This is a genomic window from Mesorhizobium sp. M1078 (genome assembly GCF_040318615.1).
Lineage (GTDB): Bacteria > Pseudomonadota > Alphaproteobacteria > Rhizobiales > Rhizobiaceae > Mesorhizobium.
In genome coordinates this window covers 193819-215496 of record NZ_JAMYMP010000009.1, presented here as the reverse complement: position 1 = coordinate 215496, position 21678 = coordinate 193819, and the positions used below count along the sequence as shown (strand labels likewise).

Here is a 21678-nt window from a genome sequence, read left to right as displayed (position 1 = left end):
ATGACGTTACACTCCTTCCAAGGCACCTTGCTCTCCTTGCAAAGGGCCGAAAGTGTAACCCATGTCTCCGGAATGAACTGTCACCCATCTCTCGGGAAGGGCACTCTTCGAGCTTCGGGTGGCAGGCCACCCAAAGCTCGTTAGAAGAAGGAGGACTGCCGACGGTTCTATTCGGCGGAGCTGGCAGCACGACATCAGGCCAACTCGTAGCCGTCGGACCTTCTAGGAAAATGTCGCGGCCTGTATGGCCGCCGTATCGCCGAACGTGTTTCTCACCCTGACCGACCTGTATACATAGGCGGCCCAGATCCCTGTGACTATGAAGGATGCCAAAGGTGTAACCAGAGCCCCTCCGGCAAGCAAACGGTTTACCGGGACACCAAGTACAATCGATATCCAAACTGCGTCCAGTATGAACAAGAGAGGGATCGCAAACCACAGACATATGAACAGCTGCGGGAAGCGGTGGCTTCGCCGCAGCATCGAAACAACCACGACCAGCTGAAGCACCAGAAATGCCAGATTGAGGGCTGCCTCGCCATAGATGGCCAAGGCCCCGTTGGGCACTGTAACAAGCTGTTGGTAGGTTTTGACCAGACTGGCCATATCGACAAGTGTGCGCAACGGCGAAAGGGACAGGCTGATCGCCATCAGGATCAGCCAGCCGCCGAACCCCACGAGGTCATCTGGGCTCTGTGAGGATTTGCGCGACGACCGGACGGCGAAGAAAACCGGCACGCCAATCAGCAACAGAAGTATCGCCCAATGCCACATTTACCCACCCTCGAATGCATCCCTGGGTTGTTTAGCTCGCACCTCTGGATTGTGCAAGCGTTTTTACAGAGATCAAGGCATCGTAGAGATTTTCGGGTTTAGGTTTGCAGAGGACGCTTTCGTCGCTCGCAATGGCCGCATCTCACCCCAAGTCAAAATGCCGCGGAAAGGCCTGGTGCAGCAGGAGCAGCATGGTCTTGCGCAGCACGTCGGTGTCGCGGCTGGACGGGTTGAGATGGTCCCAATACCAGGCGCCGTGAACCAGATAATTCAGGCTCTCCGACAGCGTGTCTATGTCGACGCCGGTGTAACCGCCGCTGCGCGAAATCTCGATCAGCAGTTCGCGCGCTTCGGCCGTGTAGGCGAGATCGCTGGGCAGGCCTATCTCGTTGTAGAGCTGCATGCTCTTGCGGTCGCTGGAGAACACGACGAAGACCGACACCCAATTCGGATGCTGGCGGGCAAAGCGTTGCGCGCAATCGACCGCGCCCAAGACCCGCTCGACCGGCGACAGGCCGGGCGCCCGCACCAGCGTCAGCCACAGCGCGTCATATTGGTCGCTGAGATATTGCAGGACGGCCCGGAACAGGTTCTCCTTGCTGCGAAAATGAAAGACCACCAGTGCGTTGGACGAGCCGACATGCCCGGCAATGCGCTGCATGGTGACGCTGGCCAGCCCCTCCTCCGCGATGAGCTCGATGGTGGCGTCGATGATGCGCTGGACGCTCGCTTCGCCGCGCTCGCGCCGGCGGTCCTTGGGCGCGGCGTCGTTCGCCGCACCCTTGGCCGCCTTGCTTTTTCCCGCATCCGGAGTGGCTATGCGTTGCGCCATTGTCAGGCCTTTCCCCGGCAGCCGAAACATCCCGCCGCTGCCTTGGCATGCCGGCGCCCTGCGGACTCACAGCGCCGGGCGTGTCCCGGCATTCGTGTACCACTGACCACGAGCCGTCTCATAGGCCATACCCGCCCGGAACACGTCAGCGTCGCTATAGGTGCGGCCGACAATCTGGATGCCTGTCGGCACGCCGTTGGCGGCGCGGCCCGACGGGATCGACAGAACCGGGCAGCGGCTCAGCATGTTGAACGGCGTCGTCATCACCCAGCCCAGCGACGGGTTCACCTCTCGTCCATTGATCTCGACCTTGCCTTTGGTCTGATCGAATTCCGCCGGCACTGCGGGAAGCGCATTGGTCGGGCAGATCAGCACATCGTATTTTTCCAGCAACGGCCCCAGCGTCTGGTACATCCTGGCCGCCACGTCCAAAGTTGCGACAAAGTCCGTGGCCTTCGACTTCTGGCCGTCCTGCGCAAACTGCCTGGCATAGCTGGTCATGTCCTTGCCGTGCTTGGCGAGCAGCGGCGACAGCGAGGCGCCGAAGAGATGTTCGAGATAGGCCATGCCGGCCTTGAGCACCTCGTCGCCCCAGCCGAGGTCCACCTCCTCGACGGTGGCGCCGAGCGAGCGGAACACATCGCAGGCAGCGAGCGTGTTCTTGCGCACGTCCGCATCCACCTCGAAGGACCCGAGATCCATGGAGAATGCGATCTTCCAACCCTTGATCGGCTTGTAGTCGAGCGGCAGGCGCAGTTTCGGGCGCAGCGTGGCGATGTCGAGCGGGCTCGGCCCGGCCATGACGTTCTGCAGCAGGATCGCATCCCCGACGTTTCGGGCCAAGGGCCCGGTGTGGCAGTAGAAATCGAGATTGAACGGCGGCTCATCGGGATTGCGGCCGTAAGGCGGCTTGAAGCCGACCAGGCCGCAGGCCGAGGCAGGGATGCGGATTGAGCCCGCTATGTCCGAGCCGGTTGCGATCGACGACGTGCCGGAGGCCAGCGTTGCCGCCGAACCGCCCGACGAACCGCCCGGCGTGAAATCCGGGTTCCAGGGGTTGCGCGTGACGCCCCAGCGCTTCGACCAGGTATAGCCGGCGCAGCTGAATTCGGGCGTCGCGGTGCGGGCGTGCACGATACCACCCGCCTTCATGACACGCTCGTTCATCGTCGAGGTATGGCCGCCAATGGCATCCTTCGACAGCAGCGAGCCATGCGAGGTCGGCTTGCCCTTGATGTAGCTCTCATCCTTGATGCCGATCGGCAGGCCCTCGAGCGCGCCGGTCCTGGCGCCTCTGGCGTATTTCGCCTCGGCTTTTCCGGCGAGATCCATCGCCTCGTCGAAATGCGTGAAGGTGAGGCAGTTGATCGTCGCCTTGGTTGCCTCGGCGCGGCGGATGGTGGCCTGCATCAGTTCCAGAGGCGACAGTTTCTTCGCCTTGAACAGCCGCAACGCCTCGCTGGCCGGCATGTAGCAAAGGTCGAGATCGGACATAAAAAATCTCCCGCGGCGGCTTTACGGCATCTGGCATTGGGGATGGCCGAGCCGCGATGCGCGGCCCGATGTTAGTCAGCTTCGGCCGGCGGCGCTGCTATTTCTGCAGATCGGTCCAGATCCTGGTGTAGAGCGCCTGGACGTCTGCGGGACAGGCCGACATGAATTGGCCCTTGTCGGCAAATTCGGCCGGAACATCCACTTCGGGCGCGCCCTTCATATCGGCCGGCAGGAAGGGCTCGGAGCCCTTGATGCCATTGGCGTAGTGCGCGAAGGCCGAGATCATCGCTGCATTCCTGGGGTCCATGATGAAATTCTGGAAGAGCTTGGCGTTCTCGACGTTCTTGGCATCCTTGAGCACCGCGACATTGTCCATCCAGATTGGAAAGCCCTCCTTGGGATAGCCGTAGACGATCTTGTCGTTCTCCAGCCGCTCGCGCAGCGATATGCCGTTCCAGTTGACGCCGGCGGCAATGTCGCCCCTGCCGAGACCGTCGACGGCCGCATAGTCGAGCGACAGCCATTTCGCTTTCGCCTCGATGAGCTTGTCATGCACCTTCTTCAAAAGCACCTTGTCGTCGGTGCAGTACTTACCGCCCTCATAGGCAATGGCGAGGAACATGATGTCTCCCATTTCGGGCACGACATTGATCTTGCCCACGAGTTCCGGCGGCGGATCGAGGAAAATCGCCGAGGTGTTCGGATCGCCCGCATAGACCGATTTGTTGACCGAGATGCCGGTCGTGCCCCATTGCCACGGCACCGAATATTTGCGGCCGGGGTCGAACGGCACGTCGACCCATCTCGGATCGACGTTTCTAAAGTTCTCCATCGTGTTGGGATCGGTTTCCAAGAGCAGGCCTTCGCTGATCCAGATCGGCATCACGCTGGCCGATGGAACGACGATGTCATAGCCGGAAGCGCCCTGGCGGACCTTGGCCAGAGCCGTATCGTTGGAGTCGTAGTCGGTGACGGTAACCTTGACCTTGTAGCTTTCCTCGAACTTCTTGATCAGGTCCGGGCTGGTGTAGTTGCCCCAATTGTAGATTTGGAGTTCGCCCTCGGCGCGGGCAATGCCGGTCATCGCCAGCAGCGACAGGCCGAGCGCCGTGGCGGTCGATTTCAACTGCATGCTTGTGTCTCCCATTGTTGGGACCGGCGGGATTGCGCCTCGAGTCCCTAAGTTCCCTTCGTCCTGGTGATCATTCACCGGCGAATGCCGGCTGACCAACTCGGTATCTCGGGCAACGGTATTAATTACTAAACATACAGTCAATATCTTTTAGCGACACAACTGCATCATCGGCACCGGCAGTGCGCCGGCGAAGCCGACATGATATGGTCAAGGTTGGGCCATTGATGAATTGGGGCAAGCCGTGGCGTGAGCGCCGCAGCCTGCAGGGCTTGGATCACGGTCATGCGCCTTTTTCTGGCGGTCGTGCTGCTGATGACCATGGCGCTCTTCTCCGCTGCGCGCGGCGAAGAGCGGATAGCGCTGGTTGTCGCCAATCCGGCCTCTGAGGGCTCACCGGCAATCGCCAACGCCGACCTCAGTGCCGAACTCGTTGCAGCGACACTACGATCGCTTGGCTTCACCGTCCGGCAGGTGTCGGATGGCGACCGCGCCGATGTCGCGCGCGCCATGCATGATTTCGCCCAATCCCTGGCCAATCCGGACTCCGTCGGCATCTTCTACTATGTCGGCCACACCGCGCAGGCCAACGGCAGGAACTATTTACTGACGCGCGGCACCCGGATCGATTCAAAGGAAACGGTCGACCAGACGGCATTGCCCCTCGATCTGTTCATGCAGGCGCTCGAGGCAACCCCGACATTGAAGGTGGTTCTGCTCGACAATCCCGGCGATGGCCACAACCCTACTTCCGGCGTGATGCAGGGTCTGGCGGCGGTCGATCCCCTCACCCACGCCATCGTCGCTCTGTCGGCCAAACCCGGAACCGTTGCACTGGACGAAGCCCGCCCCGTCACCGTATTTGCCGATGCGCTCACCGCTGCGCTGGTCAAGCGCGGCGCGGACATAGCCATCATCCTCGCCTCGGTCAGGCAAACCACTATCGACAAAACGTCAGGCGCCCAGTGGCCATGGATGGCATATGGCCGCTCGGCAGACGCTGCCTTTGTGCTGACGCCGGACCAGGTGGCCGGCGCGTCACCGGCGCTGCCGCTTGTACCGGAACCGGCACCGCCGGCGATGGCGAGCGGCGGCTACATCTCCGGGAGTGGCGGTTGGGAGCCTGATGGCAGCGACTACGCCGATGGCAGCGGTCAGGAGCCCTACCCCATGGACGTTGCCCCGGGCTCCGGCAGTCCCGATGCCGCGATGGGCGACAGCGCCAAGCAGGCGGCGCTCTACGAGGAATACAAACGCCAGGAACAGCAGCGCCAATTGCAGGAAGAGCAGGCTCGGCAACGATACGAAGAGGAAAAGCAACGTCTTGAAGACGCAGCTGCGGCCGCTGCCCAGAACAATCTCGGCGGGACCTATCCGCAGGATGGCGGAGCCACCGGCGCCGAACCGCCCCCCGATAAGGCAGGGATCCCCCCTGAGGACGGCATGACATCGGCCCCGCCACCCGCGACCGGCGCCGAAAGTCCGCCGGAGGCGCAGGCGCCACCGAAACCAGCGCCGCCGCCCATCGACCAGGCGCAAAGCCCTCCTTCCGGCGGCGCCCTTCCACAACCCGAGACGGGCGCTGTCGAGGTGGTGCGCCATCCAACCATCGATGCGCCGGATGAGATTGTCGCCGGCGAGACGGTGACCGTTTCGATCGCCCTTACCGAAGAGCAATTCACGCCCGAAGTGAAGGTGAAGGCAGCGCCGGGCTCGTCGGTGACGGAAGATGGCGCCCTGGCCATGGCGATGCCGGCGGGAACCGAGCAATGGCCGATCGATATCGATCTGTTCGCCTCCGGCTTCGATCTCGCTGACGGCGGCAAATGGAGCCGACGGACGACGCTCTACCGCCAGGGCGACAGCGACTTCGTCCGCTTCGACGTCAAGGCGCGGCCGATCGCCAAGGACAGCAAGCCGGCCCAGTTCATCGCGCGCATCTACAGCGCCGGGAGGTTCCTGGGATCGGCATCGCGGTCGGTTATCATTCGCCGCACCGCGCCTGTCGAGGCAGCCGCTCTGAGCGCCACAGCCGAACGCTCCGCAGCACCTGCCATGCTGATGCTGGCCGCAGCGGCGCCGCAGCCGGCGGTAACTGGCAATGTGACGCTCGGCGGCGCAGCCGGCGATGACGTCCCCGATCTCGACGTGACCATCCTCTATGACGATCCGAGCGGGCTGGGTTCGGGGCAGATCATCATCCATTCGCCGCATCTGGCCGGTCCGGTGACCGATACGTTCTCGACGCCACCTGAGATGGCGGCATGGCTGGACTCCGAATACCGCCGCCTGCTGCAGCTCGGATTGAGCCTGCGCGGCGCCGTTTCGCTGCAGCAGCCTGCCGCAAGCAGCGATACGGGGGCGCAAAAGCGCTTTGTCACGCTCGCCGCCGAAGGTTTTGGCGATGCGCTCTACCGCGACTATGTGCCGAAACCGTTCAAGGACGTGTTCTGGTCGCTGCGCGGCAAAGGCGAACTCCATTCGATCCAGATCACCTCGAACAGCCCGACGCTGCCCTGGGAATTGATCCGCCCGCGCAGCGTCGACGGCGCTATAGCCGACGGTTTTCTCGGCATGGGCTACCGGCTGGCCCGCTGGGCTCCGCGCAGCAGTGCCTCACAGGTCGACAACCCGCTCGACCGCATGACCTTCACCGGCGTCGCGGCCGTCGCGCCCTCCTATGTCGACAAGCGCTCGCTGCGCTTTCAGCAGGACGAGATCGCGGCACTGAGCAAGCTTGCCGGCTACCGCCGCTTCGATGGCGATTTCATCTCTTTCGAGAAACTGGTCGGCGAAGTCTCGACCGGTTTCATTCATTTCTCCGGCCATGGCGAGGTCAACCAGCCGAGCAGCGGCCGGCCGGTCTTTGCCATCGATCTCGTCGATCAGTCGCTCGACCCCGATACATGGGCCGCGCTGGTCGCGACCGCGCATGGCAAGGGCAATCCGTTCTACTTCTTCAACGCCTGCGACACCGGCCGTTCGCAGATGCTCGGCGGCTTCGTGCAGGGCTGGGGTCCGGCAGTGCTGGCGGGCGGCGCTTCCGGCTTCATCGGCGGCATGTGGCCACTGACCGACCGCGCGGCAGCGGCCTTCTCGACCGATTTCTATGGCGGCATCAGCACGCGGATCAAGGACGGGCCGGTCTATCTGGCCGAGATCCTGCAGGATGTCCGCAGAGAATTCTACCAGACCGGCGATCCGACCTATCTCGCCTACACATTCTACGGCAACGCCAATCTGAGGATTGTCGCGCAGTAGGCGACGGATCGTCGTTGGCAGATTGGCTTCAGCCTACAACGCGTTTTGCGGGCATGGCACGCCGGCGTCGCCGCAGCGTGAGGCCATCGGCCTGGAGCTCATGTCTTCGGACTGCCGCACAAGCTCCGCAAAGAGAAGGGCGAAACTTCCCATCACACGGAAGACGATAATCAGGCGTGTCACCGGCAATAGACAGGTCTCGACTGGCTAGCCCCCCAGCCACCCATCCTCTGTCGGCTAACATGATCGATCAGGCTTTACGAGTGTTTAAGCTCGCTCTTAACCATCACATTCGCCGTTCCGGCGACATGAAGCGCGAGCCGCCGATTTCGTTTCGCCGCGGCCGCAACTGCGCCGGACGATGCCTCCCTTTGCAGATGCGCTTGCCCATGCTACCCCACGCAACCGCCGCCGACCGCCATCGGCCGACCGCCATCGGAATGTCATGAGCAAAGCCAATCTCGCCTTCGTCTCCTCCGACACTGCCGATGCCAAGGCGGCGATGGAGAGCCTGTCGGCCCGCTATGGCCAGGCATCCTTCGACGACGCCCAGGTGGTGGTGGCGCTGGGTGGCGACGGCTTCCTGCTGCAGACCTTGCGCGACACGATGAGCACGGGAAAGAAGGTCTACGGCATGAACCGTGGCACCATCGGCTTCCTGATGAACGAGTACCGCGTCGGGGGCCTCACCGAGCGCATCGCGGCCGCCGTCGCCGAAACGATCCGCCCGCTGGAAATGCTGGCGTTGACGCATGAGGGCGAGACGGTTTCGGCACTCGCCATCAACGAGGTGGCGCTGTGGCGTCAGTCCTACCAGACGGCAAAGATCCGCATCACCGTCGACGACCAGGTCCGCATCGAGGAACTGAACTGCGACGGCGTGATGATCGCGACGCCGGCCGGCTCCACCGCGTACAATCTTTCGGCGCACGGGCCGATCCTGCCGCTGGATGCGCCGTTGCTCGCGCTGACCCCGGTCAGCCCGTTCCGGCCGCGCCGTTGGCGGGGTGCCTTGTTGTCAAACAAGGCGACCGTACGCTTCGATATTCTGGAGTCGGAAAAGCGCCCGGTGAACACCGCCGCCGACCACACCGAGGTCAAGGCGGTGGCTTCCGTAACGGTCCGCGAATCGCCGACTGCGACGGCAACGCTGCTGTTTGATCCCAACCATTCGTGGAACGAACGCATTCTCGCCGAGCAGTTTCGCTATTGAGCCGGCGCAAAGAGTGACTACCTAATTAAGCATCGCGATTAAGCTTACGTTTTCACAATCGTGCCAATCCCGCCCGTTTCTGTTGACAAATCGCGGGCTTGCGCCTAATCGCAATACCAATCTTGCAGGCACGCTGTGCTTGCCGCGACGGATGCCGTTGCGCTTCCCCGAACCAGCCAAAGACAGCAACTCTTGTCCTCAGACACCACGACCGCTCTAGAAGCGTTGACCTTTTCAGACCTCGGCCTGTCGCCCAAGGTCCTTTCCGCAGTCACCGATGCGGGCTACACCGTGCCGACGCCGATCCAGGCTGGCGCCATCCCGCATGCCTTGCTCGGCAAGGATATTCTGGGCATAGCACAGACCGGCACCGGCAAGACGGCTTCCTTCGTGCTGCCGATGCTGACCCGCCTCGAAAAAGGCAGGGCCCGTGCCCGCATGCCGCGCACGCTGATCCTCGAGCCGACGCGCGAGCTCGCCGCGCAGGTCGAAGAGAATTTCATCAGATACGGCAAGAACCACAAGCTCAACATCGCGCTGCTGATCGGCGGCGTCTCCTTCGACGAGCAGGACAAGAAGCTGGAGCGCGGCGCCGACGTGCTGATCGCCACGCCCGGCCGTCTGCTCGATCACCGCGAGCGCGGCAAGCTGTTGCTCAACGGCGTCGAGATCCTCGTCATCGACGAGGCCGACCGCATGCTGGACATGGGCTTCATCCCCGACATCGAGCGCATCTGCGAGATGATCCCGTTCACCAGGCAGACGCTGTTCTTCTCAGCGACCATGCCGCCGGAGATCACCAAGCTCACCGAGAAATTCCTGCATGCGCCGGTGCGCGTCGAGGTGTCCAAGGCGGCATCCGCTGCCACCAACATCATCCAGCGCCTGGTCAAGTCCGGCTCCAAGCCGTGGGACAAGCGCGAGACGCTACGCAATCTGATAAAGGCCGAAGACGCCGAGCTGAAGAACGCTATCATTTTCTGCAACCGCAAGGTCGAGGTCGCGGAGCTGTTCCGCTCGCTGTTGAAGTATGACTTCGACGCCGGCGCCCTGCATGGCGACATGGACCAGCGCGCCCGCATGCAGATGCTGGCCAATTTCCGCGATGGCAAATTGCGCTATCTCGTGGCGTCCGACGTCGCCGCGCGCGGCCTCGACATTCCCGACGTCAGCCACGTCTTCAACTACGACGTGCCGATCCACGCCGAAGACTATGTCCACCGCATCGGCCGCACCGGCCGCGCCGGACGCTCGGGCAAATCCTTCACCATCGCCACCAAGTCCGACACCAAATACATCGACGCCATCGAGCGGCTGATCGGCAACAACATCGAGTGGCATGACGGCGACCTGTCGACCGTGGTCGCCAGCGAAGGCGGCGAGGACGAAGCGCCCCGCCGTGGCCGTGGCGCTCCGCGCCGCGCCGGCCGCAAGGACGAGGACCGCAAGCCCCATGATCGCAAGGACGGTGGCGAGCGCAAGCCGCGCGAACGCCATGCCAAGCGCAGCGACGACGCGACGGCGGCAGATACCGCACGCGAGGAACAGCCGATGGTAGCCGAGGCCGCGGTCGCCGACATCGGCGAACGGCATCAGCGCAAGGAAGCGATCCGCTCCGAAAACAGCGATCGCAAGGTCTCCGACCGCAACAACGAGAACCGCGCCCCGGAACGCGGCGACACAAGGCCGCAGCGCGCCAGCGGCAACAGCCGCCCTGCCCGCGGCAACAACCGCGGTGAAGACAATGACGGCACCGTCGGCTTCGGCGACGACATGCCGGCCTTCATGAAGATCGTCGCCAAGGTCTGATCCCATGAGCCGCGGCGTCCCGAGGACGCGCGGCTTGCCTGGACGCGACGGGGATGTGAGATCTGGAGCCCGCTCCAGGATCAGTCGGCGCCATGCGCGGTAATCGCAAGACAGGCTCGATCTACCCGATCGCTTCCGGCCTGGAGGGCTTAAATAGCCCGTCGATGCTACAGGCTTTTCAGTTCCAGGCGGGATGCCAATAAATCCAGAAATGCCCGAACCTTGGCCGAAGATGACCGGCCTTCCTGCCACAAGGCATGGATCGGCACCGGTGCCGGCTCGAATTCCGTCAAAACCAGTTCGACGAGACCGTCGTCGACCAAATGTCTTATCTGCCACAGAGGCGAGAAGCCCAAACCCAGTCCGTGGATTGCGGCGGCATAGACCGAGGTCATCAGATTGGAGCGAAAAGCGCCTGCGACCTTCACGGTCCGGGGTTTCCCGTCGATCTGAAACGTCCATTCACCTGGACGCTCGTTAGCGGTTCTGATGATGCAACTGTGCTCACTCAGCTGGAAGGGATGGGCCGGCCGGCCGCACCGCGCGAAATAGGAAGGCGCGCCGAACGCAACGCGCCGCAACGCCCCCAGGCGTTTGGCTTTCAAGTTGGAATCCGGCAAATCGCCGATGCGTATTGCCAGGTCGAGACCTTCGGCGCCAAGATCGGCAAATCCATCGGAAAGTTGAAGATCGACCTCGACCCGGGGATATGTCCGCATGTATTCCGCGATGACAGGCATCAGGACGTTTGGGCCAAACAGAACCGGCGCCCCGATGCGCAGGACGCCTGCCGGCTCCGATCGTCGATTGATCGCCTGAAGTTTTGCGTCGTTTATTTCGTCGACAGCGGGTTTGATCCGGTTGAAAAAGGCTGCTCCGACTTCACTCGGTGTCGAGCGACGCGTTGTCCTGTGGATCAACTCGACGCCGACTGATTGCTCCAGTACCGCCAGGGACCGGCTGACCGACTGCAGCGAGCGGTTCAGCCGATGTGCGGCCGTCGTCAGACTTCCATGCTCGACGATCGCGATGAAAGCCTCGAAATCGTCCATCCGGCTCATGTATTCTCCCGATCTTCGACATAATATATCGCAAAAACGGGTAATTGTAACGACAAGTGCGACGTCGTACCTCTCTGCAAGTTGTCCCGCGAGGACAGGCTTGATGGAAGGGAATCGTCATGCAAGTAGCCAATCCAACTGTTCTGGTTGTTGGTGCCACAGGCCGAGTTGCGGGACTTGTCGTGCCTGAACTTGTCCGCCGCAATGCCAATGTTCGAGCGCTCGTTCGCGACCCTGCGAATGCCGAAAAGGCCCGGAAGCTGGGGGCATCCGAGGTAGCGACAGGAGATTTGCGAAATCGTCAGAGCCTCGAAAGGGCGGTCGAGGGCGTCGACGGCGTCTTTCACATTGGGCCGGCTTTTGCTCCCGATGAAGCAGCCATGGGCGTTGCCATGGTTGAGGCCGCCACGCGAGCAGGAGTTCGAAAGTTCGTCTTCTCGTCGGTGATCCAGCCTACCAATACGCGACTGAAGAACCATGCCAGCAAGGTGCCTGTCGAGGCTGCTCTCTACTCGACAACGATGGAATATACGATTCTGCACCCTGCCAATTTCATGCAGAACCTCGCAGCGGCCTGGCCGTCCGTCGTTGAACATGGTGTTTTCTCGGAACCGTTTCCAAAGACGGCGAAGCTGGCCCGCGTCGACTACCGCGATGTCGCTGAGGTGGCGGCGATCGCCCTAACCGAAGCGCGATTGTCCTACGCGACCCTCGATCTGTGCGCTGACGGCATGCACAGCCGGGAAGACATCGTTGCGATGATGAGTGAGGAACTTGGCCGACCCATCTCTTCTGGTGAGCCGACATTTGGCGAGTGGGCGGCCGAGGCACGCCTTCCCTACAATGAGCGCCAAATGCAGGTGCTGGCCAAAATATACGCCCACTACGCCCACTATGGCCTTGGTGGGAACAGTCTGACATTGCGCGCCGCCCTGGGCCGCGAACCGCGTTCGTTGCGCGGCTTTATTCGAAACCTTGCCCAGCAAATGGCGCAGGCCGCCTGACTGCGCCCAGCCGCGCATACTTCCACTCTTCGAGAAGGTGATATTTGATGCGACCGTCATCCCACAAGGTTTTGAAATCGAGGAAGCTACCGGCCTCTTACAATGTGCTGGTAATGCCATTCGTACTTTCCATCCTGATGTCGTGCATTGTTTCCGCGGTAGCGACGCTGATCAATGCGGGCTGGACAACCGGTTTCGTGGCGACCTGGCCGTATGCATGGGGAGCATCATGGCTAGTGGGCTTTCCAAGTCTGCTGCTGGTCTTGCCGATCGTGCGCCGTATCGTTGCGGCAATTGTCGATCAGCCGACCTCGTAGGCCTTGATTACAGAGTCCGACATGCCAAACAAAAACGGCCCTTGCGGGCCGCTTTTACCTTCGACTGACGGCTCGCAGCGCCATTGTCGGCTTCCGCGACCAGATACCCGTCTTCAAGCGGGCAGCCTTCATGCGCGCCGGCCCTCATGCCGATCGTCGTCCGAGCCTGATCCCGAGCGCTCTCAAATGCAGCCGGCCAGCTTGCACTCTTGGTACGCTCCTATCCTGGCCCGTCCGTCACATCGGGCCGGGCATCATCTTGGTCGGTTTTTCCAGCATCGGAAACTCTGCCTTGCTGCATTTCACGTTCGGGTTGGTCGGACTGAACATGCCGTTCGGATTGTCTCTGAACAGCCAGGCATGAAGGTCGTAGTGGACGAACTCCCTCGGAATGAGCGGATAGTGCCCTTCCATCGGTCCCATGAAGGTCTGGCCAAATAGTTTTGGAGGTTCCTTGGTTTCTGGCGTCAGGGGCACCAGCCATTCCACGCCAACCAATCTCAAGCCTTTCTTGGTCGGCTCGTAGATGAGCACATTGGGGCGCATCGGATCGAGTTTCTGACCGACACTCGGGACCTTGACGAAATGGATGCCCATAGCGCCCTTCGGATAGTCCATTGCGCCCTCGATCCTGTCCCCGCTGTAATAGACGCACCCGACAGTCGACAGATAAAGGTCGCGGACGGCGACCGTGTAGTCTTCATATTTGGCGAGCGATTTCTTCAACGCTTCGATGTCGGCTTTGTTGGCGTCCTCGGCTCGAGCCGTGGCCGCTGCGCACCAAGCAGAGACCAGACCTGTCAAAATGAGGACGCCGCAACGCCCAAAACGAGCTGTTCTTGTCATGCATTCCTCCCAGATTTCCTTATCAGGCCGTGCAGGACCGGGGCCGACTAAGTGACTGCGCGGCCGTTTGTACCGCCCCATCCCCTCTGGAACCGCACCAATGCTAATCCCTTCCAAGGCCTCCGGAAAGGGATTATTAGAAATCTCTAATGCGTTAGACCTTTTGGCGGACCACAGGAGCCCAAAAAGAAAGCGGCCCCTTGCGGGGCCGCCTTCGCATTTCGATGCCGACCTGATCAGGTCAGCGGCGAAAGCTGGATCTCGACGCGCCGGTTCTGCGCACGGCCGGCCGCCGTTCCATTGGACGCGATCGGGCGGGTCTTGCCGAAACCGGTGACGGCGAAGCGGCGCGAATCGACACCTTGGCCTGAGAGATAGTTGGCGACCGCCAATGCGCGGCGCTGCGACAGATCGAAATTGTGTTCGTCGCCACCGGTCGAATCGGTATGGCCGAACACGTCGACTGTGGTCTGCTTGAACTTCTTCAGCACCAGCGCAACCGAGTTCAGCACCTGGTAGAAGCTGGGCTTCACCGCATCCTGGTCGACGTTGAAAGTAATGTCGGACGGCATGTTGAGGATGATCTGGTCGCCGGTGCGGGTGACGCTGACGCCGGTGCCTTCGAGTTGGCGGCGCAGTTCAGCCTCGTTCTGGTCCATGGTCGCGCCGATGGCGCCGCCGGCCAGCGCGCCGATACCGGCGCCGATCAGCGCGTTGCGGCGGTCATTGCCGCCGGCAAGCAGGCCGAGGCCCGCACCCGCCAGGGCGCCAAGGCCGGCGCCGGCAGCGGTATTGGAAACCTTCTGCTCGCCGGTGTACGGATCGGTCGTGGTGCAGGCACTCACCAGCACAGCCGTCGCAACGGCGACGAGCACAGTCTTTTTCATAGAATCGTCCCTCTCCAAAGCGCGGCCTTTGCGGCTCGCGCATATAAGCCCTTCTCCGGTCTTGTAACATGAAATGCGGCGAAAAACCGAGCGGCGAAAGCGGCTTTTCCCCGCTCGCGCCACTCTTCCGCTTCGGCGGTTGGCGCTGGCCTACCAGAGGTTCTTGCCGTCAATGACGACCACCTCGACCTTATCGAGATCGAAATCGTCGAACAGCCGCGAATTGACTGAGATCTTGGGATTGTCGAAGTCCGGTTTGCCGGTCGACCAGTCCGGCGTTTCGGTGAAGGTGCCGCAGCCGCAAATGGCGCAAAACCCGTGTTTGACGGTCTTCGATCCCCATTGATAGAAGGAAACGTTTTCCGGCGAGCTGGTGAGCTTGAATTGCGACGGAACGTAGTAAGCCCACAGCGAACCGCGCTTGGAGCAGAACGAGCAGGTGCATTGTGTTACCGTCTCGGGCGCCTGCGAGACCTCGAAGGTCGTCGCCTTGCAATGACAGCTGGCCTTGATGGTCATGAAAAGCTTTCCTCTCCGTTGCTCGCCACCCATGCGGCAAGGCACCATAAAGGAAGGCTCCTGACAACTGTCTGTCAGCAGGCTCCGGTCGATCGAGCCGAGCGGCGATCTGGCTGAAGCAGGCCCCGTCGTCACCTCCCAATCGTCGTCACCTGCCGATATAGGCGGCCAGTTCGTCCGGCGTCCCGTTTGGGAAAGCCTGTTTCAGAAAATCCAGGAACGCCGACACGCGCGCGCTGAGCAGCCGCCGCGACGGGTAGAGCGTCCATAGAGAGATCTCCGGGCCGTCGATATCCCCCCAATTCACCAGTGTGCCGTCAGCCAGGTCGTGGGCCACCAACGAAATGGGAAGCCGTCCTGCGCCGATGCCGGCTCGCACCGCATCCCGGACCATGATGAGCGTCGACAAGGCGAGGACCGGCTCGATTCTAAGTGTTGCCCGGCCACCTGGTGTCTTCACCTGCCATGTTTGCCGCTCGCCCGTCCCGCGCGCAACGCCAGGAGCGGCGAGCCCGTCGGCCGGGCGAGGAAGGTCCGGGCTCGCGACGACGACCAGGCGGTCGCGGAGAAACGCCCGTCCGACTAGGCTTTCATCGGGATCCGGATTGACCCGGATTACCAGATCGTAGCCTTCCTCGATCATGTCGACATGCCGGTCTTCGGTGGTCACTTCAAGCCTCACCTCAGGATACCTCAGGGCAAATCCCGCAGCGATCCTCCCCATTGCAGTCTGCGAAAAATGCAAAGGCGCGCTGATCCGCAATCTGCCCTTGGGTCTCTGACCGCCCGAGGCAATCGCCGATGCCGTCTCGTCCAGCTCGGCAAGCAACGCCCCCGTCCGCTCGAAGAGCGCCCGTCCTTCTTCGGTCAGCTTCAGGTTACGCGCACCCCGTTCGAACAGACGCAGATCGAGACTGCTTTCCAATTCGCCAACGCGCCGGGACAACGTTGCCTTGGGCCGGCCGGTGGACCTTGCCGCTTTGCCGAAGCCGCCATGGCGAGCCACGAGGTTAAAATCGGTAAGGGCTAAAAGATCCATGACTGTCCCACCAGCGAGACGACGTGTCTAAAAATGCCGTCTACTGGGCTCTTTGTGAGCCACACATATTGGGGCTGTCAAGCAACCCAACAGGAGAAATTCCATGACCATTCTCGTTACCGGCGCCACCGGCAATATCGGCCGCCAAGTCGTCGAACAGCTCGCCAAGCGCGGCGCCGATGTGCGTGCTCTCGTGCGCGATCCGTCGAAAGCCAGTTTTCCGGCAGGCGTATCCGTCGTGCAAGGCGACTTTCTCGATGTCGATTCGCTGCGCAAAGCCATGTCTGGCGTTTCCACGCTGTTCCTCTTGAACGCCGTGGTGCCGGACGAATTCACCCAGGCTTTGATCGCCTTGAATGTCGCCCGATCGGCCGGCATCGAGCGGATCGTCTATCTCTCGGTGATCCACGCTGACGTCTATGTGAACGTGCCGCATTTCGCGGGCAAGTTCGGCGTCGAGCGAATGATCGAACAGATGGACTTCAAAGCTACGATCTTGCGCCCGGCCTACTTCATCCAGAACGATCTGACGGTCGAAGACGTCATCACCGGCTACGGCACCTACCCAATGCCGATCGGCCCCAAGGGTCTCGCCATGATCGATGCCCGCGATATCGCCGAGATCGCCGCTCTTGAGCTGCTGCGTCGCGAACGGTCCAAGGAGCCGCTTGCGTTCGAGAGGATCAACCTCGTCGGTCCGCAGACACTGACCGGGACGGACATTGCCGCAATCTGGTCAGACGTACTCGCCCGCCCGATCAGCTACAGCGGCGACAATACGGAGGGTTTTGAGCAAAATCTCAAGCAGTTCCTGCCCGCCTGGATGGCCTACGACATGCGCCTGATGGGCGAGCGTTTCTTCACCGACGGGATGTTGCCCGAGGCCGGCGACGTCGAGCGCCTGACGGCACTTCTGGGTCGCCCACTGCGCCCGTATCGCGACTTCGCCTCAGCACTCGCTGCTTCCGTCTGACGCAAGCGCCTTCAGCACCAAGGCCGGCCTTCCGATGAGAACTGCCAACAGAACTCAGTAGGAACGCGGTGGCACGAACAGGCAGATCGTCTTGCCTGCGTCGAGGCCGGCCTGGTGCGCGCACCAGTGGAAATCGCCGTCGGGTGAGTCCTTGACCCGCTTGTCGCTCATCGGAACGACCTCCCCCGTTCCGGCGATGACATAACCCTCCGGCTTTTCCAGCACCTCGCCGGTATGGGTGGTGCGGCAGTCGTAGTTTGCACAGCAGGCGAAGGGATAACTCCAGCCTTGCGGCTTCGCCGCCGTGGGCTTGGCGTCATGTGCGAAGGCGGGTGCGGTCAGCACCGCCATCGCGATTGCAAAGATCGGGGTGACGAACAAGGAAAACAGGAGTCGGCCAGCCGGTTGAACGGCTCTGGCCGATCGGAGAGTGGCAGCAGACATGGAAGCGTTCCTTTCAAACGAGCATCAAGCGTTTCGCTTGCCCGTTCCCGGAACGTGTCTTCCCAGTGGCCGGATCGTAGCACTTGCGACGGCGCGGCCGGCCAAGGCGCTGCGCACCGCGATCCTGCAGATCGTCGTCGCCGATGTCTCGATGTCGCTGGACAATGTGCTGGCCGTGGCGGGCGCCGCCGCCCACGACATGAATGCGCTGGTGTTCGGTCTCATCCTGTCGGTGGTTCTGATGGCGGTCGCCTCGACGCTGGTGGCGGCGCTGCTTGCCAGGTATCGCTGGATCGGCTGGCTCGGTCTGGCGATCATCGTCTATGTCGCGGGAAATATGACTCTGGACGGCATCGAGCAGATGAGAACGGTCGACTTCCACGCGCTGCTCTCGCCAGCTGCAAGCTAGATCCCTCCTGGCGATCGAACGATATCGAAAATCCGCCCGGGATTGAGGATGTTGTGCGGATCGAACGCCGCCTTCAGCCGGCGCATGGCCGATATCTCGGCGTCGCTGCGCACGAGGTTCAGCCATTTCTTCTTGTCGAGGCCGATGCCGTGCTCGGCCGAGACGGCGCCACCGCATGCCGCCACGCCGCGATAGATGATCTCATAGGCGGCCGCCGGTTCCGTGGTGTCGACCTGATAGTGCAGATTGCCGTCGCCGAGATGGCCGAAGACGTAGATCTCGGCGCGGCTGTCGACGGCGTGGATCGCGGCTTCGGCGTTGCGCAGGAAATCCGCCATGGCCGCCAACGGGATGCTAATGTCGACGCCGAGCATGCCCTCGATCGCAAACAGGAATCGGTTGGCCTCTTCGCGCACATCCCATAGCGCACGGAATTCGCGTGGCGACTGCGAGACGACCACGTCGTCGACGATGCCGTCCTCGACCGCCTGCATCAGCACCGAAGCGAAACGCTCGCCGTCCGGCTCGGCCTGGCTGCCCTGGATCTCGGCCAGCACATAGACGGGCGCGCCGACAGGCAGCGGCGCCGGCGCCGCCATGCCGGCAATCATGGCGCCGTAGAGCGGCGAGAAGTTTACCTCATAGGCCGAAAGCAAGGGCCCGAGCCGCTGCTTGAGCAACCCCAGCAACGCAATCGCCGCCTCCAGCGAGCCAAGGGCGCAAAAGGCGGCAACCTCGGTGGCGGGCTTGGGATGCAGCCGCAGGCAGGCGCGAGTAACCACGCCCAGCGTGCCTTCGCTGCCAATGAAAAGCTGGTTGAGATCGTATCCCGAATTGTCCTTGGCCAGGCCACGCAACGAAGTCAGGATCGAGCCGTCGGCAAGCACGGCCTCCAGCCCCAGCACCTGGGCGCGGTACATGCCGTAGCGCAGCACGCGAATGCCGCCAGCATTGGTGGCGATGTTGCCGCCGACCGTCGCCGTGCCGCGCGCGCCGATATCGACGCCGAACATCAGGCCGGACGCATCGGCCGCTTCCTGCACCATTTGCAGCGGCGCGCCGGCTTCCGCGATGATGGTTGCCGCGGCGCCGTCGGGCGCTTCGACCGCGGTCATGCGCTCCAGCGACAGCACCGCTTCGCCCGGCTGCACGCGCGCGCCGCCGGCCAGCCCGGTGCGGCCGCCATGGACGACCAGCTTCTGGCCGATACCACTGCATAGGCGCAGGATTTCGGCGACGTCGGCGGCGTTGCGCGGACGCAAGACCAGTTCGGGCTGGCCGCCGCCCTTGCCGGAGAGGTCGTCGCCATAGCGCGGATCGATAGCATCGCCGATCACAATCGCGGCGGCATCGAGCCGACGATATAGCTGGGAAAGAAGCCGATCGATCTGTTGTGTCATGGTGCCTGGACTTTTCAGCGCTCTTTGTGACCGAGACTTTGATGCGCGACAATTTTCGCGTCAATTGAACAAATTTACGCACGGTATAATCTGTCATTGCGCGTTGAACCCACTGACGTTTCCTGTAAATTTCGTCTGCCGTTGCGTGGCGGGCGCGCCGGCTGCAGGACCGTGGGCAGCGTCAAGGGATGACCGAGGTTCTGGCGCGTGCCAGACGAGGATTGAATGCCAATGACGCACAAGACGATGGAGGATTTCGCCCGCTCCTGCGGCGTCTCCAGGCCGACGCTGTCGAAATATTTCGACGATCCGACCAGCGTCAAGCCGGCAACGCGCAAGCGCATCGAAGAGGCGTTGCGGTCGTCCGACTACCAGCCCAATCTGTTTGCCCGCAACCTCAACCGCAAGCGCACCCGCGCCATCGGCATTGTCGTACCGACGGTCACCGATCCCTTCTATTCCGAAATGGTCAGCCGCATCGAGCTCAGGCTGCGCGACGAGGGCTACTGGCCGATCGTCATCTCCTCGCATGGCTCAACCGAGCTCGAAATGGAGGCGACACGTACCATCCTGTCGCTGAAAGTTTCGGGCGCGCTGATCGCGCCGCTCGGCTTGCGTTCGGACCGGCGCACGCTGGAGAAGCTGACCCAGACAATGCCGGTCGTCTATTTCGACACCTATCTTGAAGGCGGCACGCCCTTTGTCGGCAACAACAATGCCCAGAGCGTCTCGACCATCGTCGACTATCTCTGCCGCTCCGGCGACGCCCCGATCTATTTCGACATCCCGCATGTCAATCACAATTCGCCGGAGCGCCTGAACAGTTACGTCGCCGCGATGCGTCAGCTTGGCCAGGAGCCGGTGGTTATCGGCAACACCCGAGACTACACATGGGATTTCGAGCGCATCGGCTACGAGCAGATGGAACAGATGCTCGGGGCCAGCGGCCTGCCGGGCAAGACCAGAGGTCTGCCCCCCAAGACCGGGGGTCTGCCCGGCAAGACCATACTGTGTGCGAATGACCGCCTGGCCTTCGGCGTGATGGCGGCAGCCTTCGCGAAAGGGCTGAAGATCGGCCGCAAGGCCGATTGCGACCTGCGTATCGCCGCCCATGACGACCATCCGCTGAGCCGCTACACCTGCCCCGCACTGACCACCATCGCGCAGGATTTTGCCGCCATGGCGGGGCGCAGCGTCGAGACACTGCTCGCTTTGCTCAACGAGGATACGGCAAACGTCGCGCCGAAGGTCAGCCTCGACGCCGCCCTGGTGATGCGTCAGTCCGCTTGAGCCTTTCCAAAGGCAGGATCGAAGCTTCGCCACGCGGCAATGGCGGCGGCAACCGCCTGTCTCGCTGCCGGGCCGTGACGGCCCATCGAGACGAAGCCGTGGATCTGACCGGGCCAGTGTTCCAGCACGACCGGCACGCCGGCCTGCTGCAGACGCCTGGCATAGGCCTCGCCCTCGTCGGCGAGGATGTCGTGACCGGCGATGGCGATGAAGGCGGGCGGCGCACCGGCGAGGCTTTCCGCCTTCAGCGGTGAGATGCGCCAGTCGCCGATGTCGGCGGCATTGCGGACATAATGGTCGCGGAACCAGGCCATGGTCGAGGCGGTCAGGCCAAAGCCTATGGCGAAGCGCCGATAGCTGTCCGTCGTCTGCCCGGCATCGGTGTTGGGATAAAACAGCAGCTGCGCTGCCGGCGGATTTTTGTCCCCCCGCGTGAGCAGGCCGAGCACCGTGGCGAGATTGCCGCCCGCGCTGTCGCCGGCAACCGCGATGCGGGCAGCGTCGATGCCGAGTTCGTCCGCGGCGCTTTGCATGTAAGCAAGTGCCGCTCGGCAATCCTCTATTGCCGCCGGGAATTTGTGTTCCGGCGCCAGCCGGTAGTCGACGGAAACGACGACAGCGACTGCCCCGTTGGCGAACCAGCGGCAGATCTCGTCATGCGAGTCGAGATTGCCGATCACCCAGCCGCCGCCATGGAGATAGAGCAGCGCCGGAGCGCCTGCCGAAGGCGCGCCCTGCCCAAGATAGATCCTGAGCCTAAGTGGTCCGCAGGGTCCGGAGATGATGCGCTCATTGAGTGCCGCTACCGGCTCACGCTCGCCTTGCAGGTTTGGGAAGCCCTCATTGTAGGCACGGCGCGCCTGTTCAGGCGTTCCCGTTTCGAACGGCGGCGCGCCGGCCTGGCTGCCGAGTTCGAGCACATGCCGGGCCTCCGGATCGAGTGTCGGCAGGGACGGTGGCAATGTCACGGACGA

The 21678-nt window shown here is 62.5% G+C and carries 20 protein-coding genes; 8 read left to right on the top strand and 12 right to left on the bottom strand.

The window, feature by feature from the left end:
• Nucleotides 1-222: 222 nt before the first annotated feature.
• From NKH38_RS15255 to NKH38_RS15240, 4 genes are all read right to left on the bottom strand, one after another.
• On the bottom strand, nt 223-774 hold the full coding sequence (locus tag NKH38_RS15255) for a DUF2569 family protein (RefSeq protein WP_352761412.1): 552 nt from the start codon (nt 772-774) through the stop codon (nt 223-225).
• A gap of 142 nt (nt 775-916) precedes the next feature.
• The gene (locus tag NKH38_RS15250) at nt 917-1606 is read right to left on the bottom strand and encodes a TetR/AcrR family transcriptional regulator (RefSeq protein ID WP_023681477.1); all 690 of its coding nucleotides are present in this window, start codon (nt 1604-1606) and stop codon (nt 917-919) included.
• A gap of 66 nt (nt 1607-1672) precedes the next feature.
• Nucleotides 1673-3100: an amidase gene (locus NKH38_RS15245; protein ID WP_023729795.1), complete on the bottom strand. Its 1428-nt coding sequence runs from the start codon at nt 3098-3100 to the stop codon at nt 1673-1675.
• A 97-nt stretch (nt 3101-3197) separates the two neighbouring features.
• Entirely contained in the window at nt 3198-4232 is a 1035-nt protein-coding gene (locus NKH38_RS15240; RefSeq protein ID WP_023667462.1) for an extracellular solute-binding protein, read from the bottom strand.
• Nucleotides 4233-4517: 285 nt separating this feature from the next.
• Between NKH38_RS15240 and NKH38_RS15235 the strand changes: the two genes are divergently transcribed.
• The 3 genes from NKH38_RS15235 (at nt 4518) to NKH38_RS15225 (ending at nt 10515) form a co-directional block, all read left to right on the top strand.
• Nucleotides 4518-7493, top strand: coding sequence for a caspase family protein (locus tag NKH38_RS15235; protein WP_352761417.1), 2976 nt, complete (start codon nt 4518-4520; stop codon nt 7491-7493).
• Nucleotides 7494-7938: 445 nt separating this feature from the next.
• The gene (locus NKH38_RS15230) at nt 7939-8706 is read left to right on the top strand and encodes an NAD kinase (protein ID WP_023729798.1); all 768 of its coding nucleotides are present in this window, start codon (nt 7939-7941) and stop codon (nt 8704-8706) included.
• A gap of 192 nt (nt 8707-8898) precedes the next feature.
• Nucleotides 8899-10515 (top strand): DEAD/DEAH box helicase, encoded by a 1617-nt coding sequence (locus tag NKH38_RS15225; RefSeq protein ID WP_352761421.1) that lies wholly within the window; start codon nt 8899-8901, stop codon nt 10513-10515.
• Between the two features lie 167 nt (nt 10516-10682).
• Here the strand turns inward: NKH38_RS15225 and NKH38_RS15220 are convergent, their stop codons facing one another.
• Nucleotides 10683-11576, bottom strand: a complete 894-nt coding sequence (locus NKH38_RS15220; protein WP_023729800.1) for a LysR family transcriptional regulator — start codon at nt 11574-11576, stop codon at nt 10683-10685.
• Nucleotides 11577-11695: 119 nt separating this feature from the next.
• On the opposite strand from NKH38_RS15220, the gene NKH38_RS15215 reads away from it, so the two are divergent.
• Together NKH38_RS15215 and NKH38_RS15210 are read left to right on the top strand one after the other, a co-directional pair.
• On the top strand, nt 11696-12580 hold the full coding sequence (locus NKH38_RS15215; RefSeq protein ID WP_023741410.1) for an NmrA/HSCARG family protein: 885 nt from the start codon (nt 11696-11698) through the stop codon (nt 12578-12580).
• Between the two features lie 47 nt (nt 12581-12627).
• Entirely contained in the window at nt 12628-12897 is a 270-nt protein-coding gene (locus NKH38_RS15210) for a DUF2798 domain-containing protein (protein WP_023729801.1), read from the top strand.
• A gap of 237 nt (nt 12898-13134) precedes the next feature.
• Here NKH38_RS15210 and NKH38_RS15205 read toward each other — a convergent pair whose 3' ends face one another.
• The 4 genes from NKH38_RS15205 to NKH38_RS15190 all read right to left on the bottom strand — a co-directional run bounded on the left by NKH38_RS15205 (nt 13135) and on the right by NKH38_RS15190 (nt 16188).
• A complete protein-coding gene (locus tag NKH38_RS15205) occupies nt 13135-13860 on the bottom strand; it encodes a hypothetical protein (protein ID WP_502896597.1) in 726 nt (241 codons plus the stop codon).
• A 119-nt stretch (nt 13861-13979) separates the two neighbouring features.
• On the bottom strand, nt 13980-14630 hold the full coding sequence (locus tag NKH38_RS15200; protein ID WP_352761425.1) for a YiaD family glycine zipper/OmpA-like lipoprotein: 651 nt from the start codon (nt 14628-14630) through the stop codon (nt 13980-13982).
• Between the two features lie 150 nt (nt 14631-14780).
• Nucleotides 14781-15149, bottom strand: a complete 369-nt coding sequence (locus tag NKH38_RS15195) for a GFA family protein (RefSeq protein WP_023667471.1) — start codon at nt 15147-15149, stop codon at nt 14781-14783.
• A gap of 148 nt (nt 15150-15297) precedes the next feature.
• On the bottom strand, nt 15298-16188 hold the full coding sequence (locus NKH38_RS15190) for a LysR family transcriptional regulator (protein WP_023734401.1): 891 nt from the start codon (nt 16186-16188) through the stop codon (nt 15298-15300).
• Nucleotides 16189-16291: 103 nt separating this feature from the next.
• Between NKH38_RS15190 and NKH38_RS15185 the strand changes: the two genes are divergently transcribed.
• On the top strand, nt 16292-17161 hold the full coding sequence (locus NKH38_RS15185) for an NmrA/HSCARG family protein (RefSeq protein ID WP_023715785.1): 870 nt from the start codon (nt 16292-16294) through the stop codon (nt 17159-17161).
• A 54-nt stretch (nt 17162-17215) separates the two neighbouring features.
• Here NKH38_RS15185 and NKH38_RS15180 read toward each other — a convergent pair whose 3' ends face one another.
• Nucleotides 17216-17605, bottom strand: a complete 390-nt coding sequence (locus NKH38_RS15180) for a hypothetical protein (protein WP_023715786.1) — start codon at nt 17603-17605, stop codon at nt 17216-17218.
• On the opposite strand from NKH38_RS15180, the gene NKH38_RS15175 reads away from it, so the two are divergent.
• Nucleotides 17604-18014: a TerC family protein gene (locus tag NKH38_RS15175; RefSeq protein ID WP_502905774.1), complete on the top strand. Its 411-nt coding sequence runs from the start codon at nt 17604-17606 to the stop codon at nt 18012-18014. The genes NKH38_RS15180 and NKH38_RS15175 overlap by 2 nt on opposite strands.
• On the opposite strand, the gene NKH38_RS15170 is transcribed toward NKH38_RS15175, so the two are convergent.
• Entirely contained in the window at nt 18011-19414 is a 1404-nt protein-coding gene (locus NKH38_RS15170) for an FAD-binding oxidoreductase (protein WP_352762576.1), read from the bottom strand. The two genes, NKH38_RS15175 and NKH38_RS15170, sit on opposite strands and share 4 nt — an antisense overlap.
• 225 nt (nt 19415-19639) lie before the next feature.
• On the opposite strand from NKH38_RS15170, the gene NKH38_RS15165 reads away from it, so the two are divergent.
• Nucleotides 19640-20704 (top strand): LacI family DNA-binding transcriptional regulator, encoded by a 1065-nt coding sequence (locus NKH38_RS15165; protein ID WP_352904354.1) that lies wholly within the window; start codon nt 19640-19642, stop codon nt 20702-20704.
• Here the strand turns inward: NKH38_RS15165 and NKH38_RS15160 are convergent.
• Nucleotides 20692-21672 (bottom strand): alpha/beta hydrolase, encoded by a 981-nt coding sequence (locus NKH38_RS15160; protein WP_352637994.1) that lies wholly within the window; start codon nt 21670-21672, stop codon nt 20692-20694. The genes NKH38_RS15165 and NKH38_RS15160 overlap by 13 nt on opposite strands.
• Between the last annotated feature and the right edge of the window lie 6 nt (nt 21673-21678).